Raw genomic sequence first — 17029 nt, 5'->3', positions numbered from 1 at the left:
ACGCATTTTTATATCATTTAAGTCAGCTTCCGGCATACATAAGATAGATAAAATGATTTGCTTCTCTTAAAAGGTGATCGGTATAAAGAGAAAGCATGATCGCCTGAATTTTACAGGTAATTAGTCCGTTTGTAGTGTCGGACTTAAAATCACTGATTGCAATGGCATCGGATAGAATTTCCCGGTCAGAAGGGAATGTTTCAGGCTGCATCTCAGCCCGCCCCAGATAATCAAAAGTATCTGAGAACTGGTTGGCTGTATTGAAATATGCTGTTTCCGTCGGGTCGAACTGTCCCCGCATTACCTTTGCATGATCGGCCATATTCCGGGTCCAGAATGATTTATAGTCAGACAGGAGAGTTTCGTCCCTGTTCTGAAGCCGTTTTAGAATTTCAAGGTATCGTTTGGCTTCTAAGAGAATATGTAAGATATCGGCTGTGTACATCATGGTGAAAAGGCCGCAGGATACACGTCTGTTTAAAAGATCCGCCTGAAACTGGACAAAGGACGTGGTCAGGTTTAAAAGATTCTGGTTCAGCATGAAAACATCCTGTTCATTTTTGTTGGTGGCCGTATAGTATTCCGTGCAGGGCTTAATGTCATAGGTCATGCGGGTCAGCTGAGAATTGATTGAGATTCCCGTATTAAGCTGTGCCAGCCGTTCCGCCTCTTCCGTATACTGGGTATAAAACTGCCCGGATTCAAGAACACTTAATGGGATGGCACCGTCTGACAGTTTAATGGCTGTTTCCAACAGCTGGTCGTATTGCTGTTTGTAAGTATCTGCCTGATCTGCATATTCTTTTCCGGGCGGGGGCATAGTAGCCTCAATAAATATGGCATGCTCCTTTAATATCCGGATCCAGAAGAGATGATACTGGAGTGAGCATTGTATATAAGATTCTTTTGAGGTCATATGGGTTGCTCCATGATTATTGAATTACTGCATCCTATGCCAGCCGGATAAGAACTATTCGTCCGGATGGCTTCCTCATATTGTGAGAAATAGAAAAAGATGCTATAATCCTCATAGCATAAAGGAGGTGGCCGTTTTGGACAGGCAGACATTTTCCCGCAGGAAGCCCGGTATGATTGAGGAAGAAAAATACAGAAAGTATGCGGTTTTTGTACCGGTTCTTACGATGAACGGAGCAAAGTATCTGTTGTTTGAAAAACGATCCAGCAAATTAAGGCATCAGCCTGGAGAGATCTGTTTTCCGGGAGGTAAGCTGGAGCCGGGGGAAACACTTAAAAAATGCGCTGTCAGGGAAACCATGGAGGAGTTAAACGTGGCTTCCGGACAGATTGAGGTGCTTGGACCAGGGGATATCTACATTTCTCCCTTTCGTCTCATCATTCATTCGTTTATCGGAGAGCTGAAAGACTACAAAGACACGTTCAGCACCGATGAGGTGGAGGAAATCATCAAGGTGCCTCTTGATTATTTAAGAAGCATGACACCGGAAACCTTTAAAAGCATGCTGGTTACAGAGCCCCCCGAAGATTTTCCCTATGAATGGATTCCGGGAGGCAATCAATATACGTGGACGAAAGGACCCCGGGATATTTTGTTTTACCGGTATGAGTCATGGGTAATCTGGGGAATGACGGCGCAGATACTTAAGTCCTGTCTGGAACTGATGGAACAGTATAATCTGTTTGATTCTATGAATTAAGAAAGGTGGCAATTATGAAAAAAGAGATATATTTAGCAGGCGGCTGCTTCTGGGGAACAGAAAAATATCTGGAAAATATTCCGGGAATTTTAAGTACAGAAGTGGGGTATGCCAATGGAACAACTAAGAATCCTACTTACGAAGAGGTGTGCCATAAAAATACCGGACATGCGGAAACCGTCAAAGTGGAATATGAGGATTCCATAATAGGACTCCCTTATATTCTGGAACTTTATTATGATGTCATCAATCCGGTCAGCGTAAACCGCCAGGGCGGTGATACCGGTACACAGTACAGAACCGGTATTTATTATACCGATGACGGGGATATGCCGGTTATCGAGAAGTCTGTGGAGGAGCTTCAAAAGAAATACAAAGAAAAGATTGCCATTGAACGGGTGCCTCTACTTAACTATTACAAAGCGGAGGAATATCATCAGAAGTATCTGGATAAGAATCCGGAGGGCTACTGTCACATATCCGGGGATAAGTTTGAAAAGGCAAAGCTTGCAGTGGATAAAAGCAAAAAATTTCCGCGCAAATCTAAGGAAGAGCTGCGCAGCAGACTGACTGAAACCCAGTTTGAGGTGACCCAGAACAGCGCCACAGAGCCACCTTTTCAGAATGAGTACTATGATGAATTCAGGGAGGGAATCTATGTTGATGTGACAACAGGAGAGCCGCTTTTCCTGTCCTGTGATAAATTTGAGTCCGGATGCGGCTGGCCAAGCTTTTCCAGACCGCTGACTGCCGATTTAATCCGGGAGCTGGAAGATAAGAGCTTTGGCAGACTGCGTATGGAAGTACGAAGCAGTCTGGGAGATGCTCATCTTGGTCATGTTTTTACAGACGGACTTAAGGAGATGGGAGGACTGCGCTATTGCATCAACAGTGCGGCTTTGAGATTTATTCCAAAAGAGGAGATGAAAACGGAAGGTTACGAAGCATATCTGGCATTACTGAATGCAGATGTCTCCAAACAGGATTGATATTTTCCGGTTTGATGAATATAATAGTAAAAAATACCAGGTGAAGTGGATGTTTGGTGTGAATAACGGCAGTAGGATTCATTCCTGTAATGACGTAGAACCTGTTCCCCAAAGATATTTAAACCCTGCTGATATTTATATTGTTAAAGGGTATGGGATAGAAGTTTTTTTAGAAAATCTCAATTCACCGGCAGGCATCGTTTTTGATGAGGCTGGGAGTCTTTATATCGCTGATTCCGGTCTGTCAACCGGTAATCCCCAGGTACTGAAACTGGTGAACGGTGAGCTGGAATTAATAGCCGAAAATTTTGTGATACCCATTTCGGGAATCAATTATTTAAATGGTATTCTTTATGTGTCACACAGAGGCTTTGTCACCAGAATATTTAAGGATGGTACAAGGCAGAATATTATAATGGGTCTGCCAAGCAACGGAGATCATTACAATGGTCCGGTTGCATTTTCGCCTGATTATAAGATCTATTTTGGACAGGGGACTGTTACCAACAGCGGCGTTGTAGGCAATGACAACGAATGGGTACCGGTATCTCCATTGCTATGTGATTATACGGGAGATTATGTCTTGCTGAACGGTCAGAATTATGCAACGGATAATATTCTCACAGAAGCAATGACAGATGATCTTGCATTTACCGGTGCCTTTTCTCCTTATGGAATACCTAATATTGAGTTTGAAACCAGAAAAAGACATGTCAAAGCCTCCGGCAGTATCATAAGGGCAAACCTTGATGGCTCAAATTTAGAGCAGGTAGCATGGGGATTTCGCAATCCCCTTTTTTTAAAGTTCAATAACAGCGGCCAGCTGTATGCGATCAATAACGGGTTTAATCCGGTAGGCAGCAGACCCATTGAAAATGCGACGGACGATTTCTATTACATAACTCCGGATCTATGGTATGGCTGGCCGGATTATTCAGCAGGGGAACCTGTCAATTCTCCAAGATTTACACCAACCGGGGGGTATCAGCCTACCCTGATTTTTAAAAACCCGCCCAACATTCCCCCAAGACCCTATGTCAGTTTTCCGCCCAATTCCACTCTGATGAGCTTTGATTTTAATTACAATCAGAAGTTTGGCCCTTACGGAGATGTTTACGTGGCGGAGTACGGCAGCACGATAACGGCTACGGTGGGAGACGGGCTTTCCTATGCCGGTTCCGGCCACCGGATATCAAAAGTTGATATGAGGGCAAGAACCATCAGCACGTTTGCCATCAACAAAAGCGGATTCCCTGCCTCCATTTCAAAGGGAGGCGGATTTGAAAGACCAAGCCATCTGGTGTTTGGACCTAATGAATCCATGTATATCGTTGACATGGGTTTAAATATTGAAAGAGATCCTAATATTTTTATTCCCGGAACAGGAGTGGTCTGGAGAATATTTCACACTAATGATTAATGATACAAATACGAGGAGATTTAGAATATGCTGGAAGAGATATTGGAATATAACAAAGAGTTTGTTAAGAATAAAGGTTATGAAAAATTTATTACAAATAAATATCCGGAAAAGAAAACAGCAATAGTATCCTGTATGGACACAAGACTGACAGAACTGCTTCCTGCAGCACTTGGTTTTAAAAACGGCGATGCAAAAATTATTAAAAACGCAGGAGGGGTTATTTCCCATCCGTTCGGCAGTGTTATGAGAAGCCTTTTAATCGGGATCTATGAACTGGATGTCAGGGAAATTCTAGTGATTGGCCACACGGACTGCGGGGCCAGATATACGGACAGCAGCAAAATGATCGAGATGATGAAAGAACGGGGAATCAGGCAGAAGGATATCGATTTAATCAAGTACTATGGAATCGATTTTGAGTCCTGGCTGGGCGGATTTAAGGATTTGGACCAATCCATTAAAAAATCAGTGGAACTGATCCGAAACCATCCACTGGTTCCGGAAGAGATCCGGGTATATGGGCTGGTGATTGATTCTGTCACAGGTGAGTTAAGTAAAGTGGTTTAGTCCGGATTTTTAAAGGAAGAGGAGAAGGGGTTATGAAGCTGGGAATCGTTGGTTCGGGAATTATCGTAAAGGAATTCCTTTCCATTGCCCGCCACCTTAAGCATACCATGATTTTGTCTCTCTGCTGTACAAAAAGGAGCGAAGACGAAGCCAGAGCGCTTGCAAAGGAGTATTTAATCGGGCAGATTTTTACAGATTATGAGGAGTTTTTAAGGAGTGAAGCGGATACGGTATATCTCGGCCTGCCCAATCATCTTCATTTTACCTATACATACCGGGCACTGATGGCAGGTAAGAATGTGATTGTGGAAAAACCATTTACTCCCTCTATAGAGCAGGCTTTGGTTTTAAGCCGGACAGCCAGGGAGAACCGTTTATTTCTGTTTGAGGCCGTGACTACCCTTTACCAGCCTGATTACAGGAGGGTAAAAGATCTGCTGCCGGCTCTCGGCAGCATCAGGCTTGTCCAGTGCAGCTATTCCCAGTATTCCAGAAGGTATGACCGCTTTAAGAACGGGGAGGTGCTTCCTGCCTTTGATCCTGCGTGCGCCGGAGGTGCGCTGATGGATATTAATATCTATAATGTCCATTATACTGCGGGACTTTTTGGAATGCCTGAATCGGTTCATTATTTTGCAAACATAGAAAGAGGAATTGATACATCCGGAGTGCTTTTGCTGGATTACGGAAGCTTTCTTTGCAGTCTGACCGGAGCAAAGGACTGCAGTGCTCCAAATTCCTGTATGATACAGGGGGACAAGGGATATCTGATACAGAACAGTCCGGCGAATATCTGTAAGGGAGTCCGTATGGTTTTAAATGACGGAGCGGAAGAGACGGTAGTGGATCATTCGTACAGTCATCGAATGATCAGTGAATTTCTGGAGTTTGAAAAAATGATCTTTTCCGGAGATTTAGAGACCTGCTATCGGTATTTGGATCATAGTCTGTGTGTATGCACAATTCAGACAGAAGCAAGGAGAATGGCGGGGATTGTGTTTCCGGCAGAAGTAGAAGAAGCGCAGTGATTGAGGAAAATAAAAACGCGTCTTACCAGGCAGTCTGGCCTGGCAGGACGCGTTTTTCTATCCGGTTTCCCATGGATCAGTTCGTTTTTGATTTATTCATGGTTCTATAAAAAAATGTGAGCACAAGTCCTGCAAGGGAGATGACAATAGCTGTCAGGAACGCATTTTTATAGTTTCCGGTAGCAGCAAAGATCTTGTTTAAAATAATTGGTCCTACAGTGCCAGCCAGAGCGAATCCGATAAACATGATTCCGTAATTGACGCTGTTGTTTTTCGGTCCGAACTGGTCGGCTGTAAAGCCCGGGAATACACCCATGAAAGCTCCGAAACAAATTCCAATAACTGAGATGGCTATATAGAATAAAACCACATCTCCTTTATTGCAGAAATAAAGCAAAATCAGACCGGTTACAGACAGTACACAGGCAAGAGCAAGGGTGTTGATACGTCCGATTCTGTCGGAGACAGATCCTGCCAGGATTCTGCCCAGAACGTTAAACAGGGCCAGGGTAGAAACGGCAGCTGTTGCAGAAACAACAGACATTCCCACAATGTTCTGAGCCAGAGGGGAAGCCATGGGAATAAACATCAGGGCAGCAAACGCACCGCAGGTAAGCAGCACAATCATAATGTAGAAAACAGGTGTTTTTAACATCTCTTTCCAGTTTTTATTAACGGCGGCCTGTTTGCCTACAGAAGGAGGTGTATATCCTTCCGGAACGAAATCAGGAGGGCATTTTTCCATAAATATAGAGCCCAGACAGATAATCACTGTAAAAACAGCTCCAATAATTTTAAATGCAGAAGTAACTCCTGTTGTTGAAATAATCATGGCTGCGATGGGGGGAATAATAACGGAACTGATTCCAAACGTTGCTGTGGTAAGCCCTCCTACCAGTCCTCTTTTGTCAGGGAAGAACTTAATGGATGTGCTGATGGTCGCACCATATACCATTCCAAGACCTAACCCCAGTAAGATGCTGTATGTTCCGATTAAAAAGTTCACGCTATTCGCATAGCCTGACAGAAACATACCGCCGCCGAACATGATACCTCCGATTAAGACCGCTAATTTCGGACCAAGAGTGTCGTTAATGGTACCTCCGGTTATCATGGTAATAGGACCTACTGCGTTGGCAATTACAAATACAATGGATAAATCTCTGGCAGTCAGTGTCACCCCTGTTATCTGACTTAAATGTTCTGCCATTGGTACAGAAAGAACGCTCCATGCATACAAAGAACCGATGCACAGGTTGATGAAGCAGCTGGCGGTCAGGATCAGCCATCTTTTTTTGTTGTAATTCATGTTACCCTCCTAATTGTTATTATTATAACAATGTTTATATCATGATCATTAAGACATGTCAATACAAACATGTTTTAAATTTCAATATTTTATACAACACTGTTATATTGACATATTCTCCATATTTGCTATAGTTATATCTAGAAATTAAAAAAATTGGGGAAAATGAAATGAGAAGTTTGAAATATGCCATTTTAGGGCTATTATGCCGTCATCCTATGACCGGTTATGAAATAGCCAAGGAATTTAATTATGAACTGGCAGAATTCTGGTATGCCAATCACAGCCAGATCTACCCGGAACTCAAAAAGTTAAATGAAGAGGGACTTGTCAGTTACGATATTGAAATCAGCGGAGAGATTCTGGAAGCAAAACGTTATACTATTACGGAAGAGGGATATAAGGAATTTGATAAGTGGCTGAATAAGGATGAAAAGATGCAGAAGACGCCCAAAGATATATTTCGTCTCCGGATGTATTTTTCAGGTAATCTTGATATGGAAGCGAGAATACATCTTTTGGAAAATCAGCGGCAGCAGCATGTGAAGCGGTTAAATACATTAAAAAAGAGATTTGAACAGTACTCTGAAGTTCCGCCTCGTAATTCGGACAGGTTCGGGGATTTTGTTGTGCTGCGCGGTGCAATTATGCGGCAGCAGAATATCATAGCCTGGATTGATGAATGTATTGGTTTTAGCAAAGAAGACTATTGACATTTCCATACGGCTGTGGTATCATTTCCGAAATAGTGAAAAGGCAATGAAGAGGAATAGTACGTATACGGAGAATTTCAGAGAGAAGGTGGCTGGTGTGAACCTTTATTGAAGTATATGGAAGCAGTCTCGGAGCTTTGAACCCAACGGAGAGATTCTCCAAGTAGGCTTCAACGGATTCCCACGTTACAGGGACGCGGTATGTCAGTACCGTATGGAGTGCAGAGAATTCTCTGAATTTAGGTGGTAACACGGATTGTATATTCGCCCTAAGCGTTTTAACGCTTGGGGCCTTTTTTTATGCAAAATTAAGAAAGAGGGAATGTATTATGAGAAAATTTGAAAAATCAAAAAAACTGGATTATGTATGCTACGACATCAGGGGACCGGTTATGGACGAAGCAAACCGTATGATCGCCCAGGGATTAGAAATTTTAAAACTGAATATCGGCAATCCGGCTCCATTTGGCTTTCGCGCACCGGAAGCGCTTTTAAAGAAAATGAATGATAATTTAGCCAACACAGAAGGCTACTCCGATTCCAGAGGCTTATTATCCGCCAGGGAAGCAATTGTGAAGTATTGCCGGAAAAAAGGAATCCATGGGGTGAAAACAGAGGATGTGTATACAGGAAACGGAGTCAGTGAATTAATCACTCTGTCCATGCAGGGACTTTTGGATTCCGGTGATGAAATCCTGGTTCCCTCTCCGGATTACCCGCTTTGGACTGCGTCTGTAACTCTGGCGGGCGGTACGGCAGTTCACTATATCTGTGATGAAGCTGCAGACTGGTATCCGGACATCAATGATATTAAGAGCAAGATTACAGACAGGACTAAGGGTATTGTTGTTATTAATCCCAATAACCCCACAGGAACCCTCTATTCCAAAGAGCTGTTAGAAGAAATCGTTAAGCTCTGCCGGGAAAACGGACTCATTATTTTTGCAGATGAGATTTATGACAGGCTGGTGCTTGACGGACTGACCCATACCTCCATTGCGTCTCTTGCACCGGACCTTCTGACCATCACGTTTAACGGGCTGTCCAAATCCCATTTAATCGCAGGATACCGCTGCGGCTGGATGAGCCTTTGCGGGGATAAATCCTTTGCAAAGGGATATGTGGAGGGAATCAATCTGCTGTCTTCCATGAGACTGTGTTCCAATGTTCCCGCCCAGTCTGTGATTGAAACTGCCCTTGAGATGGAAGAGGAGACAAAGAAACTGCTGGTTCCGGGCGGCAGGATCTATGAACAGAGAGAATACATATACCAGGCATTGAACCAGATCCCGGGAATATCTGCAACAAAGCCCAAAGCTGCTTTTTATGTATTTCCTAAAATCGATACGAAGCGATTTGGAATTTATGACGATGAAAAGTTTGTTCTGGATTTTCTAAGAGATAAAAAGATTCTTCTTACCCACGGCGGAGGCTTTCACTGGGAAAAACCCGATCATTTCCGGGTGGTTTATTTACCGGAAATGGAGCAGCTGAAATCCGCCTGCAGCCGGCTGGAAGATTTTCTATCTTACTACAGACAGGAATAAAATTAACCGGCCCTGCAGCGGATTTGCCTGCATGGCCGGATTTTTACTTACTTTGAATTTTGATTTGTCTGTGTCTGATAGCTTTTAAGTTCAGTATTCCAGGAAGCAAACCGGGGATCCTCTCTGTGATCTGTCAGGAGATTTAAACCGGATAAGTAACTGCCCATATATGCAGATACTTTTTTTGCTCCGTAATAGTTGATATGATCTCCTCCGTCTCTGGAATCAGTGGTCCAGTCAATGGATAACTGGTCTAAAGACAGGTTTAAATCGATATAATCAAGGTTATTTTTATCAGCAAACTGCTTTACAGCATTGTGTTTTGCGTAGGTCCAGCATTTGGGGGAGGGAGAGCTGTATAAAATCAGAGTAATTCCCTTTTCCTTACACAGTTCATTGATTTTCGTCAGATACAGAAAGGGCTGTTCCTGTATATCGAAAACCTCATCTGTTTCCATGTTATAAGGTCCTCCGGTATAAGGCTTGTTGATGATATTATACTGATACCCTTTATAAACAGGTGACGGTTTTTCTGATTTTCCGGCACTGATATTTTTCAGCATATAGAAATGAAAATATCTCCAGTTGTTGTGGTACTGGTAAATAGGAAATAATTTCTTTGTTTTTTCATCAATTGCAGTTTCCAGGGCATTGATGTATTTAAAATCCCGGAAACAGGCATTGGTTTCAAGCAGCACTACTTTTGGAGACTGCTTATTTAATACCTTTTCCAGAAGATAATAGGTATCCTGAAGCCTCTGGCCGGGTACCCCGCAGTTAAAGCCTGTGTACCCGAAGGTATTCCAGATCTCCATGGGAGAGATACTGGTGCTGCATTCACTGTCTCCGATGGATAAGTAGCCGATGGTATTTTTGGGTTCCTTATAGATCCCCCCGGCTTTTTTGTAAAGTCCCTCTGCCCCGGTGTTTACCGGCAGGAAAAGAAAGGACATGATATACAAAAGAATGATAAGTCCCGTGAAAAAGGAAAATGTTCTTATTTTGTTTCCTGCATGCATTCCGTCACCTCTTAAAATCCGGCATAGATCAGTTTTGCCGGTAAATATCCGTCGCCGTATGCACCGAGGACGATTACAAGTAAAATCGCTCCATAATAAAGACTCCATCGAACCGGAAGTTTATAACCGGATAATTGATCTCTTATGGAAATACCGCGTTCGTGGATCACACCAACTGCCAGTACTGCCAGAAAGCCTAAAAATACGGCTGCATAATCAGGTAAAGCCAGCCCCAGCTGTAAAAGAGAACCGTCAGTCAGGGAGGAGAACTGAAATCCTGTAAATATGGACCGGAACATGGAAAATCCAGCTGTCAGTGTTTCAGCCCGGAAAAATAATTCGCCTGTAAAGACAATGATAAGGAGCTTTACGGACTGAAAGATACGGTATATCAGGCTGCTGCGGTTGATCTTCAGTGTTTCGGCTGCTTTTACAACGTAAGGTTCCGTGATATTTTCCAGTAAAATAAGAACAAAGTAATACATGCCGAAAAAAAGATAATGCCAGCCGGTGCCATGCCAGAAGCCATTGCAGATCCATACTCCAAATAGTGCGGGAGAAGTGGCAGCCACCTGTCCCAGGTGCTTTCCTAATTTTGCTCTGGAATTTTTCCCGAACTTCTTTACCGGAGCAGTCAGGGAAATGGGATAAAAGATATAGTCCTTCAGCCAGGTACCAAGAGTAATATGCCACCGCCTCCAGAATTCGGAAGGGTTTTTTGAAAAAAATGGCTGCCGGAAGTTTTCCGGTATGGAGATTCCAAAGATTTCACCGGTTCCGATTGTCATGTCAATACAGCCGGAGAAATCCGCGTAAAGCTGAAAGGTATAAAGGATGGCACTGACAATTACAATAATGCCTCCGTACTGGTTATAAGATCCAAAGACTGTTTCAACAAGCAGATTCAGCCGGTCTGCAATGACAAGCTTCTTAAACAGTCCCCATAAAATTCTCTGAAACCCGTAGGTCACGTTTTTATATTCCAGGGGTTTTCCCGCTGTGAGAGCGCATGCGGTCTGAGAGTAGCGGCATATGGGTCCTTCCATCAATATGGGAAAGAAGGTCAGATATAAAGCCAGTCTGCCCAGGTGGTCGTCAGCGGGAATTTTTTCAAAATATACGTCTGCCAGATAAGAGACGGCCTGTAAGGTATAAAATGAAATCCCGATGGGAAGGGCAAATCTCATGGCAGGCAGCAGGTTTGGATAAGATACTGCCTTTAATATATGATTGATGTTATCGCTGAAAAATCCGGAATATTTCAGTACTACCAGCATGCCAAGCTGGATTCCCATACCAAACCAGAGGATTCTCCGCCTTTTTCCGGCGCAGGCTGCTTTTAAAGCCTTTTTCTCTTCCGGGGATGCGCCCGTTAAATCAAGTTCTTTCTTACAGGAAGAAAGCCACAGCCCGATATGATGAACGGAAAGCGTGGAGATCAGCAGATACACAATAAGCGTTCCGCTGAGGGAAAGAAAAAAAAGCCAGCTGGCTCCCAGTAAAACCTTATACCGGTGGCGCACCGGTGCCAGCTGATAAAGTAGTATGACACCGGGAAGAAAGATGATGAGGTAAAGGATAGACGTATAGGTCATAGCTTATTCCTCTTTCAGCCGGTTGATCATGCTCCATAGCGCATCTGCTGAATTAAAGTTAACAGGAATCATATCTGCCGGTGTAATAGTAATACCAAAGGCATCCTCCAGCTCAGGAATCAGTGAGAGAATGGAAAAGGAATCTAAAAGAGCGTTGTCGATCAGCCCTGTCTCTTTTTCATAATCAATCCCCGGGTTAATTTCGTTTAAAATTGCTAATAATTCATTCATTTATTTATCTCCTTTCTGAGTGAAAAAATGAAACTGGTCTGTTGCAAGAGCCGGTCTTGCAACCCGGTACTGCTCATTTTCTGAATATAGAAGTACCAAAGGAAGATCACGGCTTAAAAACATCGCCATCCCTTCTGTGACAGAGTAAGCACCTGTCTTCTGAAATACAAGCCTGTCGCCCTGTTCCAAAGCATGAAACGGATACTGCCTTACCAGAACATCACTGGAAGTGCAGAGAGAACCACATACGGTCCACTCTGCGGCTTCCCCGTCCTGCCTTCCGTAATGGGTAATAAATGGCTTTTTCATAGCCAGCATCTGACCATAATAGTTCAGCTGGTGTATGCCTCCGTCAACGATACAGTAAGACTGGCCATTGTTGGTTTTTAAGTCTACCACGCTTGTTGCATAAAATCCGCAGGATGCAGCGATAAATCGCCCCATTTCAAGTGTCACCTGTCCTTTGAAGGTCAGACTTTCAATGGCACTTGACAGGGCAAGAAGCATAGCCTCTTCCTCATCCGTTTCTCCTTCAAAATAACACACCGGAAGCCCCGGACCGTATTCCAGCTTTTGAACCGTAAACTGATACTGCTTTTGTAAATCAGCGCAAAGCTGGTCCAGCATCTTAAGTTCGCCCTCAAGTTTCGCTCCTGATTTTTTCTGGGTGCCGGAAAAGTACTGGATGCCTGAGATTTCTACATATTCATAAGGCCCCCCGGAGATGATCCTGCGTATGGACGGTTCATCCATTCCAAACTGGTTTCCGCTGGTAAGGCGCAAAAGGACCCGGATATTTCTTTTTTCTCTAATAGCACAGGAGGTAAGGATCTTCCAGTGCTCAAAAGATTCCACGGTAAAAATAATGCTGTCTGAATATCTGGTAATGGCGTACTCCATATCTTCCTGTTTCTTATGTACGCCTGACATCACAATCCGTTTTTTATCAATTCCCGCTCTTTCACAGATGTGAAATTCTCCCGGTGAGCATACCTCAAAATAATCCACATGCTTCTCCATGTCCTTTACTAAAAAGGGATTGGCTTTCATGGCAAAGCACAATTGTGTTCGCGGCGGAAGCGCTGACCGTATGTCCGCGATCCGGCTGGTCAGAATGTCTGTATCAAAAAGATAGAATGGTGTTTGATATGTTTCAAATGCAGTTTTCATTTTTATATCGTTCAATTCTTGTTTCATAGACACATCTCCAATAATTTTTTTCTGTCCATCTTACCGTTTGCAGTAACGGGGATGTGAAGTACAGGAATGCAAAGGCTGGGAATCATGTAAGACGGCAGCGTCTCCCGCATACGCTTAAGCAGTTCCTTTTTATCTAAATCCCCGCTGTAAAATGCAGCAAGGCGGTTTTTTACACTGTCAAACGCACAGCAGGCCCGGTCAATTTCCGGATAACTGTTTAAGATCAGCTCGATCTCTTCCAGTTCAATCCGGTGTCCCATGTGTTTAATCTGAAAATCCCTGCGCCCAGCGAAACACAATTCTCTCCGGCTGTTATAAAAAGCAAGGTCTCCGGTCCGGTAAATGGTCTCAGGATAGAGATTATTTAACGGATTTTGAACAAACGCCTTTTTTGTCTGCTCCGGATTGTTATAATATCCAAGGGCGAGAGCGGTACCTGATACGCAGATTTCTCCGGTTTCCCCTTCGGCTGAGATGAGCTTGTCACCGGTTCCAAGAAGAAATACGTTTTCATTGGGAAATGGTTTTCCAATGGGAATTTTTTCTTCCGGTTCGAATACTCTTAAAACCGGGTAATAGGTACAGTTGCAGGTAATCTCTGTGGGACCGTAAAGATTTACAAACTTCGCATGGGGAAGGTTCTTCTGCCAGAGCGCCAGATGGCTTGCCGGCATGGCTTCCCCGCTGAATAAAACCTTATTGACGCGGTCTGGTACTTTATAAGTAAATCCCCTCAGCTGAGTGACCATGCACAGCGCCGAAACAGCCCAGATCAGTGTGGTCACCTGATAGCTGCAAAGACAGTCCAAAAGCATGGTGGGAATGGAAAAATATTTTTTCGGTATGAGAACAATGGATGCACCGGTTTTAAAGGCAGAATAGATGTCTTTTACCGATACATCAAAATCCAGAGGAGCCTGATTGCCCAGGACATCATCCTTCGTAATCTCGAACATGGACGGGAAATATTCCATAAAGTCGATAACGGACCGGTGGCTCACCAGCACCCCTTTGGGAACTCCGGTAGAACCGGAAGTAAAGTTACAATACAATGGCTGGATATCCAGGGACTTTTCCCGGACAGCTTTCAGACGGTCCGTGTTTATGGGAGAAGAAAGAAGCTTCCGGTAGTCAAAGATGGTTCCTTTAAAAGAAAGTTCCTTAAGCTTATCGTCAGAATCTCCAAGTGAGATAATACAGTCTGTCTTTAAGACATCAAGGATCTGGCTGATTCTGGCAGCGGGCTGGTCCGGATTTATAACTGTATAAAAACAGCCTGCATAAACAATCCCCATAAATGAGGTCAGTGCTTCCACACACTTATCCATGAATACCACAACCGGTCTTCCTGCTTTTGTATGCTCTGTTAAAAAGCTTCCGATCTGTCGGGCACGGTCATACAGCTCCTTATAGGTGCAGCTGTCATCCGGATCAATAATGGCCGTTTTGTCCGGAAATTCGTTTGCAGAACATTCCAGATATTCTAATATATTATTCATGATTAAGATTCCTTTCCTGCCGATGTTATAGGAAATGTGGCGCGGGCGGTAAAGAGAGTTTCCGTAGTGAGAATTTCAAAATTCCCGTCCATCTGCTCGGCAATTTTTCTGCATGTTTTCAGTCCGATATTGGTGCTTTCCTGAAAGACCAGATCGGTACGGATTTCATTGGTAATGCTGATGATTAAAAAGTCCCCTTCCCTGGCCCCCCTGACGACAACGGGAGAGCCGTGACCGGCGTATTTTCTTACATTGGAAAACAGGTTGTCAAAGAGACGTTTCAAATACTGGATATCAATTTTAATGGTGCATGGTTCATCCATAAATTCCGTCTGTACTTCAAAACCAAGGCTGTTTAAATTAAAAACGTGTTCACTTAAAAGCTGCTGAAGCAGAATTCTTGCATCAAAAATTTCCATCTCCATTAAGATGGTATCCTTACCGAATACAAGAAAGTACTGAAACAGCTTATCAGACAAATCCTTCAGCTGAATGGACTTTTCCCTGCAGCTTTTAATGTATTTCTCCAGCTGTTCCTCTGAACGGTAGTCTTTGGAATCCAGAATTTCCAGATATCCGATTAAGGAAGTTAATGGTGTGCGGATATCGTGGGACATGGAGGTGATTAGCTCGCTGTTTGCTTCCCATGCATCTTTTTCACTTTTATATCTGGTGATTATGGAATGCCTCATATTGTCCGCATTTTTAGCTAAAAGTGAGATTTCATCGTTTCCTTTATGATAAATGGGCTGCTCTAAGTCCCCTTTCTCAATGAGTGACACTTCTTTTGACAGAAGGACGATGCGGTCAATGATCCTTCGGTTATAAAGGATTATAATAATGAAAAATATAATAAAGAATATAATCCAGGAACAGTACAGTACTAAGTCAAGCCATTTGATCTGGGAAGAATCAATGATGGATACGGAGAATGTGCCGTCTGAAAAGGTAATATCCCGTTCCTGCTGGGTACAGCCGTCCACAATGGTTGCAGCCGTTTCATAGGAAGAGTAGGAATCATTCCAGAATCCCGATTCATAAAGAATTTCGTCCCCGTTATATATGGTGAGATACACATATTTATGGCTCTTCACCCATCTTGATATAGCCCGTACATCCTTCACGGAAATCTTGTTTTTCCGTACATAATTTTCAAAGGAATTCTGGTAGCTGTTTAACCGGTTTCGCACCGAGTCTTCATCCATGTGTTTCTTTGAAACCAGGTATTCTCCCACAGTTCCTACAATCAGATACATGGCGAAGCTTATGAATGCTCCGAACAGGAGTACAAATACCTGCTTATAACGCAGTGATGAAAATATTTTACCCTTCATCAATCTGATATCCCTTTCCCCAGACAGTGCGGATGATTAAAGGATTGTTAAAATCCAGTTCCAGTTTCTTTCTCAGCTTTAAAATATGAACCATGATTGTATTGGTAGAGGAAGGAAGAAATTTTTCATTCCATACTCCCTCGTAAATAGCCTGGGCATCTTTTGCGTTCCCCTTATTTTTAACCAGATACATTAAAACCAGATATTCCGTATCGGTCAGCTCTATTTTCTGATTTTCCCGGTATACCCAGTGGTTTACAGTATCAATAACGATATCCTGAACATGAACTTCCGAGAGATTTACCCCGGATTCTGCCTTTCCCTTATAGACAACATATCTTCTTAACAGGGACTGTATTTTCATAAAAAGCTCTGCCTGGGAAAATGGTTTCACCAGATAATCATCTCCGCCGTTTTCATAGGCATCTTTTTTGTCGGTTTCTTTTGACTTCGCAGTTAAAAATAAAACCGGAGCGGAATGAAAGGTTCTGATTTGTGCACATGCCTCAATCCCGGACATGCCTGGCATCATGATATCCAGTATAATCAGGTCGATATCGGGATTTTTTCTGACTGTATTCACCGCATCGCTTCCGTTAGCGGCCTCCAAAACGAGATACCCTTTGTTCTCCAGCTGTATACGGATTACTTCCCTGATATCTGCGTCATCATCCACCACTAAAATCTGTTGCATGGAACTCATGGACAGATGCCTCCTTGATTGTTTTGATCATGTGAATTATAGCACTTATAGACGCAATAACAAGGCAATATAGGCTGAATTAAGAATTATTAAGAAATAGTGAGACATTATTTCCGTAATTGTGTTTGAATATTTTTAGATTTCAAAAAGAAAAAAACCGGATATGCCATTCATCACAGGGCATGTCCGGTTTCTG

At 43.2% G+C, this 17029-nt stretch carries 16 protein-coding genes and 1 other annotated feature; of the genes, 7 read left to right on the top strand and 9 right to left on the bottom strand.

The features are described from left to right. Positions 1-22: 22 nt before the first annotated feature. Positions 23-916: a DUF2935 domain-containing protein gene (locus DS742_RS11105; protein WP_117417071.1), complete on the bottom strand. Its 894-nt coding sequence runs from the start codon at positions 914-916 to the stop codon at positions 23-25. Positions 917-1052: 136 nt separating this feature from the next. Here DS742_RS11105 and DS742_RS11100 point away from each other — a divergent pair, with 136 nt between their 5' ends. From DS742_RS11100 to DS742_RS11080, 5 genes are read left to right on the top strand one after another with little or no spacing between them, the layout of a single operon-like run. Beyond that, a complete protein-coding gene (locus tag DS742_RS11100; RefSeq protein WP_117417070.1) occupies positions 1053-1676 on the top strand; it encodes an NUDIX hydrolase in 624 nt (207 codons plus the stop codon). A 14-nt stretch (positions 1677-1690) separates the two neighbouring features. Beyond that, positions 1691-2665 carry a peptide-methionine (R)-S-oxide reductase MsrB gene (gene msrB / locus DS742_RS11095; protein WP_117417069.1) on the top strand — a complete coding sequence of 325 codons (975 nt, stop codon included), beginning with the start codon at positions 1691-1693 and terminating at the stop codon, positions 2663-2665. Positions 2666-2723: 58 nt separating this feature from the next. Further along, the gene (locus DS742_RS11090) at positions 2724-4085 is read left to right on the top strand and encodes a PQQ-dependent sugar dehydrogenase (protein WP_242996449.1); all 1362 of its coding nucleotides are present in this window, start codon (positions 2724-2726) and stop codon (positions 4083-4085) included. Between the two features lie 27 nt (positions 4086-4112). Next, positions 4113-4655 (top strand): beta-class carbonic anhydrase, encoded by a 543-nt coding sequence (locus DS742_RS11085; RefSeq protein WP_117417068.1) that lies wholly within the window; start codon positions 4113-4115, stop codon positions 4653-4655. 32 nt (positions 4656-4687) lie between these two features. Next, a complete protein-coding gene (locus tag DS742_RS11080; protein WP_117417067.1) occupies positions 4688-5683 on the top strand; it encodes a Gfo/Idh/MocA family protein in 996 nt (331 codons plus the stop codon). Between the two features lie 76 nt (positions 5684-5759). On the opposite strand, the gene DS742_RS11075 is transcribed toward DS742_RS11080, so the two are convergent. Further along, entirely contained in the window at positions 5760-6992 is a 1233-nt protein-coding gene (locus DS742_RS11075; RefSeq protein WP_117417066.1) for an L-lactate MFS transporter, read from the bottom strand. 170 nt (positions 6993-7162) lie between these two features. Here DS742_RS11075 and DS742_RS11070 point away from each other — a divergent pair, with 170 nt between their 5' ends. After that, complete coding sequence (locus DS742_RS11070) at positions 7163-7705, top strand: PadR family transcriptional regulator (RefSeq protein WP_117417065.1); 543 nt, start codon at positions 7163-7165, stop codon at positions 7703-7705. A gap of 37 nt (positions 7706-7742) precedes the next feature. Beyond that, positions 7743-7980: a binding site (T-box leader), on the top strand. Positions 7981-8034: 54 nt separating this feature from the next. Beyond that, positions 8035-9252, top strand: a complete 1218-nt coding sequence (locus DS742_RS11065; RefSeq protein ID WP_117417064.1) for an aminotransferase class I/II-fold pyridoxal phosphate-dependent enzyme — start codon at positions 8035-8037, stop codon at positions 9250-9252. A gap of 47 nt (positions 9253-9299) precedes the next feature. On the opposite strand, the gene DS742_RS11060 is transcribed toward DS742_RS11065, so the two are convergent. Genes DS742_RS11060 through DS742_RS11030 form a run of 7 tightly spaced genes read right to left on the bottom strand, consistent with a single transcriptional unit; the run spans position 9300 to position 16833 of the window. Next, positions 9300-10271 (bottom strand): hypothetical protein, encoded by a 972-nt coding sequence (locus DS742_RS11060; protein WP_117417063.1) that lies wholly within the window; start codon positions 10269-10271, stop codon positions 9300-9302. A gap of 11 nt (positions 10272-10282) precedes the next feature. Beyond that, the gene (locus DS742_RS11055) at positions 10283-11866 is read right to left on the bottom strand and encodes an MBOAT family O-acyltransferase (protein ID WP_117417062.1); all 1584 of its coding nucleotides are present in this window, start codon (positions 11864-11866) and stop codon (positions 10283-10285) included. A gap of 3 nt (positions 11867-11869) precedes the next feature. Next, the gene (locus DS742_RS11050) at positions 11870-12097 is read right to left on the bottom strand and encodes a phosphopantetheine-binding protein (RefSeq protein WP_117417061.1); all 228 of its coding nucleotides are present in this window, start codon (positions 12095-12097) and stop codon (positions 11870-11872) included. After that, a complete protein-coding gene (locus DS742_RS11045; RefSeq protein WP_242996448.1) occupies positions 12098-13294 on the bottom strand; it encodes a diaminopimelate decarboxylase family protein in 1197 nt (398 codons plus the stop codon). Next, positions 13291-14799: an amino acid adenylation domain-containing protein gene (locus tag DS742_RS11040; protein WP_117417060.1), complete on the bottom strand. Its 1509-nt coding sequence runs from the start codon at positions 14797-14799 to the stop codon at positions 13291-13293. The genes DS742_RS11045 and DS742_RS11040 overlap by 4 nt, the downstream gene beginning before the upstream one ends. Beyond that, positions 14799-16130 (bottom strand): HAMP domain-containing sensor histidine kinase, encoded by a 1332-nt coding sequence (locus tag DS742_RS11035; protein WP_117417059.1) that lies wholly within the window; start codon positions 16128-16130, stop codon positions 14799-14801. Before DS742_RS11035 ends, DS742_RS11040 begins: the two co-directional genes overlap by 1 nt. Continuing rightward, positions 16120-16833 carry a response regulator transcription factor gene (locus DS742_RS11030; protein ID WP_117417058.1) on the bottom strand — a complete coding sequence of 238 codons (714 nt, stop codon included), beginning with the start codon at positions 16831-16833 and terminating at the stop codon, positions 16120-16122. Before DS742_RS11030 ends, DS742_RS11035 begins: the two co-directional genes overlap by 11 nt. Positions 16834-17029: the final 196 nt, after the last annotated feature.

Source organism: Lacrimispora amygdalina, from assembly GCF_003432035.1.
GTDB lineage: Bacteria > Bacillota > Clostridia > Lachnospirales > Lachnospiraceae > Lacrimispora > Lacrimispora amygdalina.
The sequence above is the reverse complement of the archived record's forward strand: the minus strand, read 5'-3'. Positions and strand labels throughout refer to the sequence as shown.

Coding starts and splice junctions, on each gene's coding strand:
- DS742_RS11105 (WP_117417071.1), bottom strand. CDS start 916: ATGACCTCAAAAGAATCTTATATACAATGCTCACTCCAGTATCATCTC.
- msrB (WP_117417069.1), top strand. CDS start 1,691: ATGAAAAAAGAGATATATTTAGCAGGCGGCTGCTTCTGGGGAACAGAA.
- DS742_RS11085 (WP_117417068.1), top strand. CDS start 4,113: ATGCTGGAAGAGATATTGGAATATAACAAAGAGTTTGTTAAGAATAAA.
- DS742_RS11080 (WP_117417067.1), top strand. CDS start 4,688: ATGAAGCTGGGAATCGTTGGTTCGGGAATTATCGTAAAGGAATTCCTT.
- DS742_RS11075 (WP_117417066.1), bottom strand. CDS start 6,992: ATGAATTACAACAAAAAAAGATGGCTGATCCTGACCGCCAGCTGCTTC.
- DS742_RS11070 (WP_117417065.1), top strand. CDS start 7,163: ATGAGAAGTTTGAAATATGCCATTTTAGGGCTATTATGCCGTCATCCT.
- DS742_RS11065 (WP_117417064.1), top strand. CDS start 8,035: ATGAGAAAATTTGAAAAATCAAAAAAACTGGATTATGTATGCTACGAC.
- DS742_RS11060 (WP_117417063.1), bottom strand. CDS start 10,271: ATGCATGCAGGAAACAAAATAAGAACATTTTCCTTTTTCACGGGACTT.
- DS742_RS11055 (WP_117417062.1), bottom strand. CDS start 11,866: ATGACCTATACGTCTATCCTTTACCTCATCATCTTTCTTCCCGGTGTC.
- DS742_RS11050 (WP_117417061.1), bottom strand. CDS start 12,097: ATGAATGAATTATTAGCAATTTTAAACGAAATTAACCCGGGGATTGAT.
- DS742_RS11045 (WP_242996448.1), bottom strand. CDS start 13,294: ATGAAACAAGAATTGAACGATATAAAAATGAAAACTGCATTTGAAACA.
- DS742_RS11035 (WP_117417059.1), bottom strand. CDS start 16,130: ATGAAGGGTAAAATATTTTCATCACTGCGTTATAAGCAGGTATTTGTA.
- DS742_RS11030 (WP_117417058.1), bottom strand. CDS start 16,833: ATGAGTTCCATGCAACAGATTTTAGTGGTGGATGATGACGCAGATATC.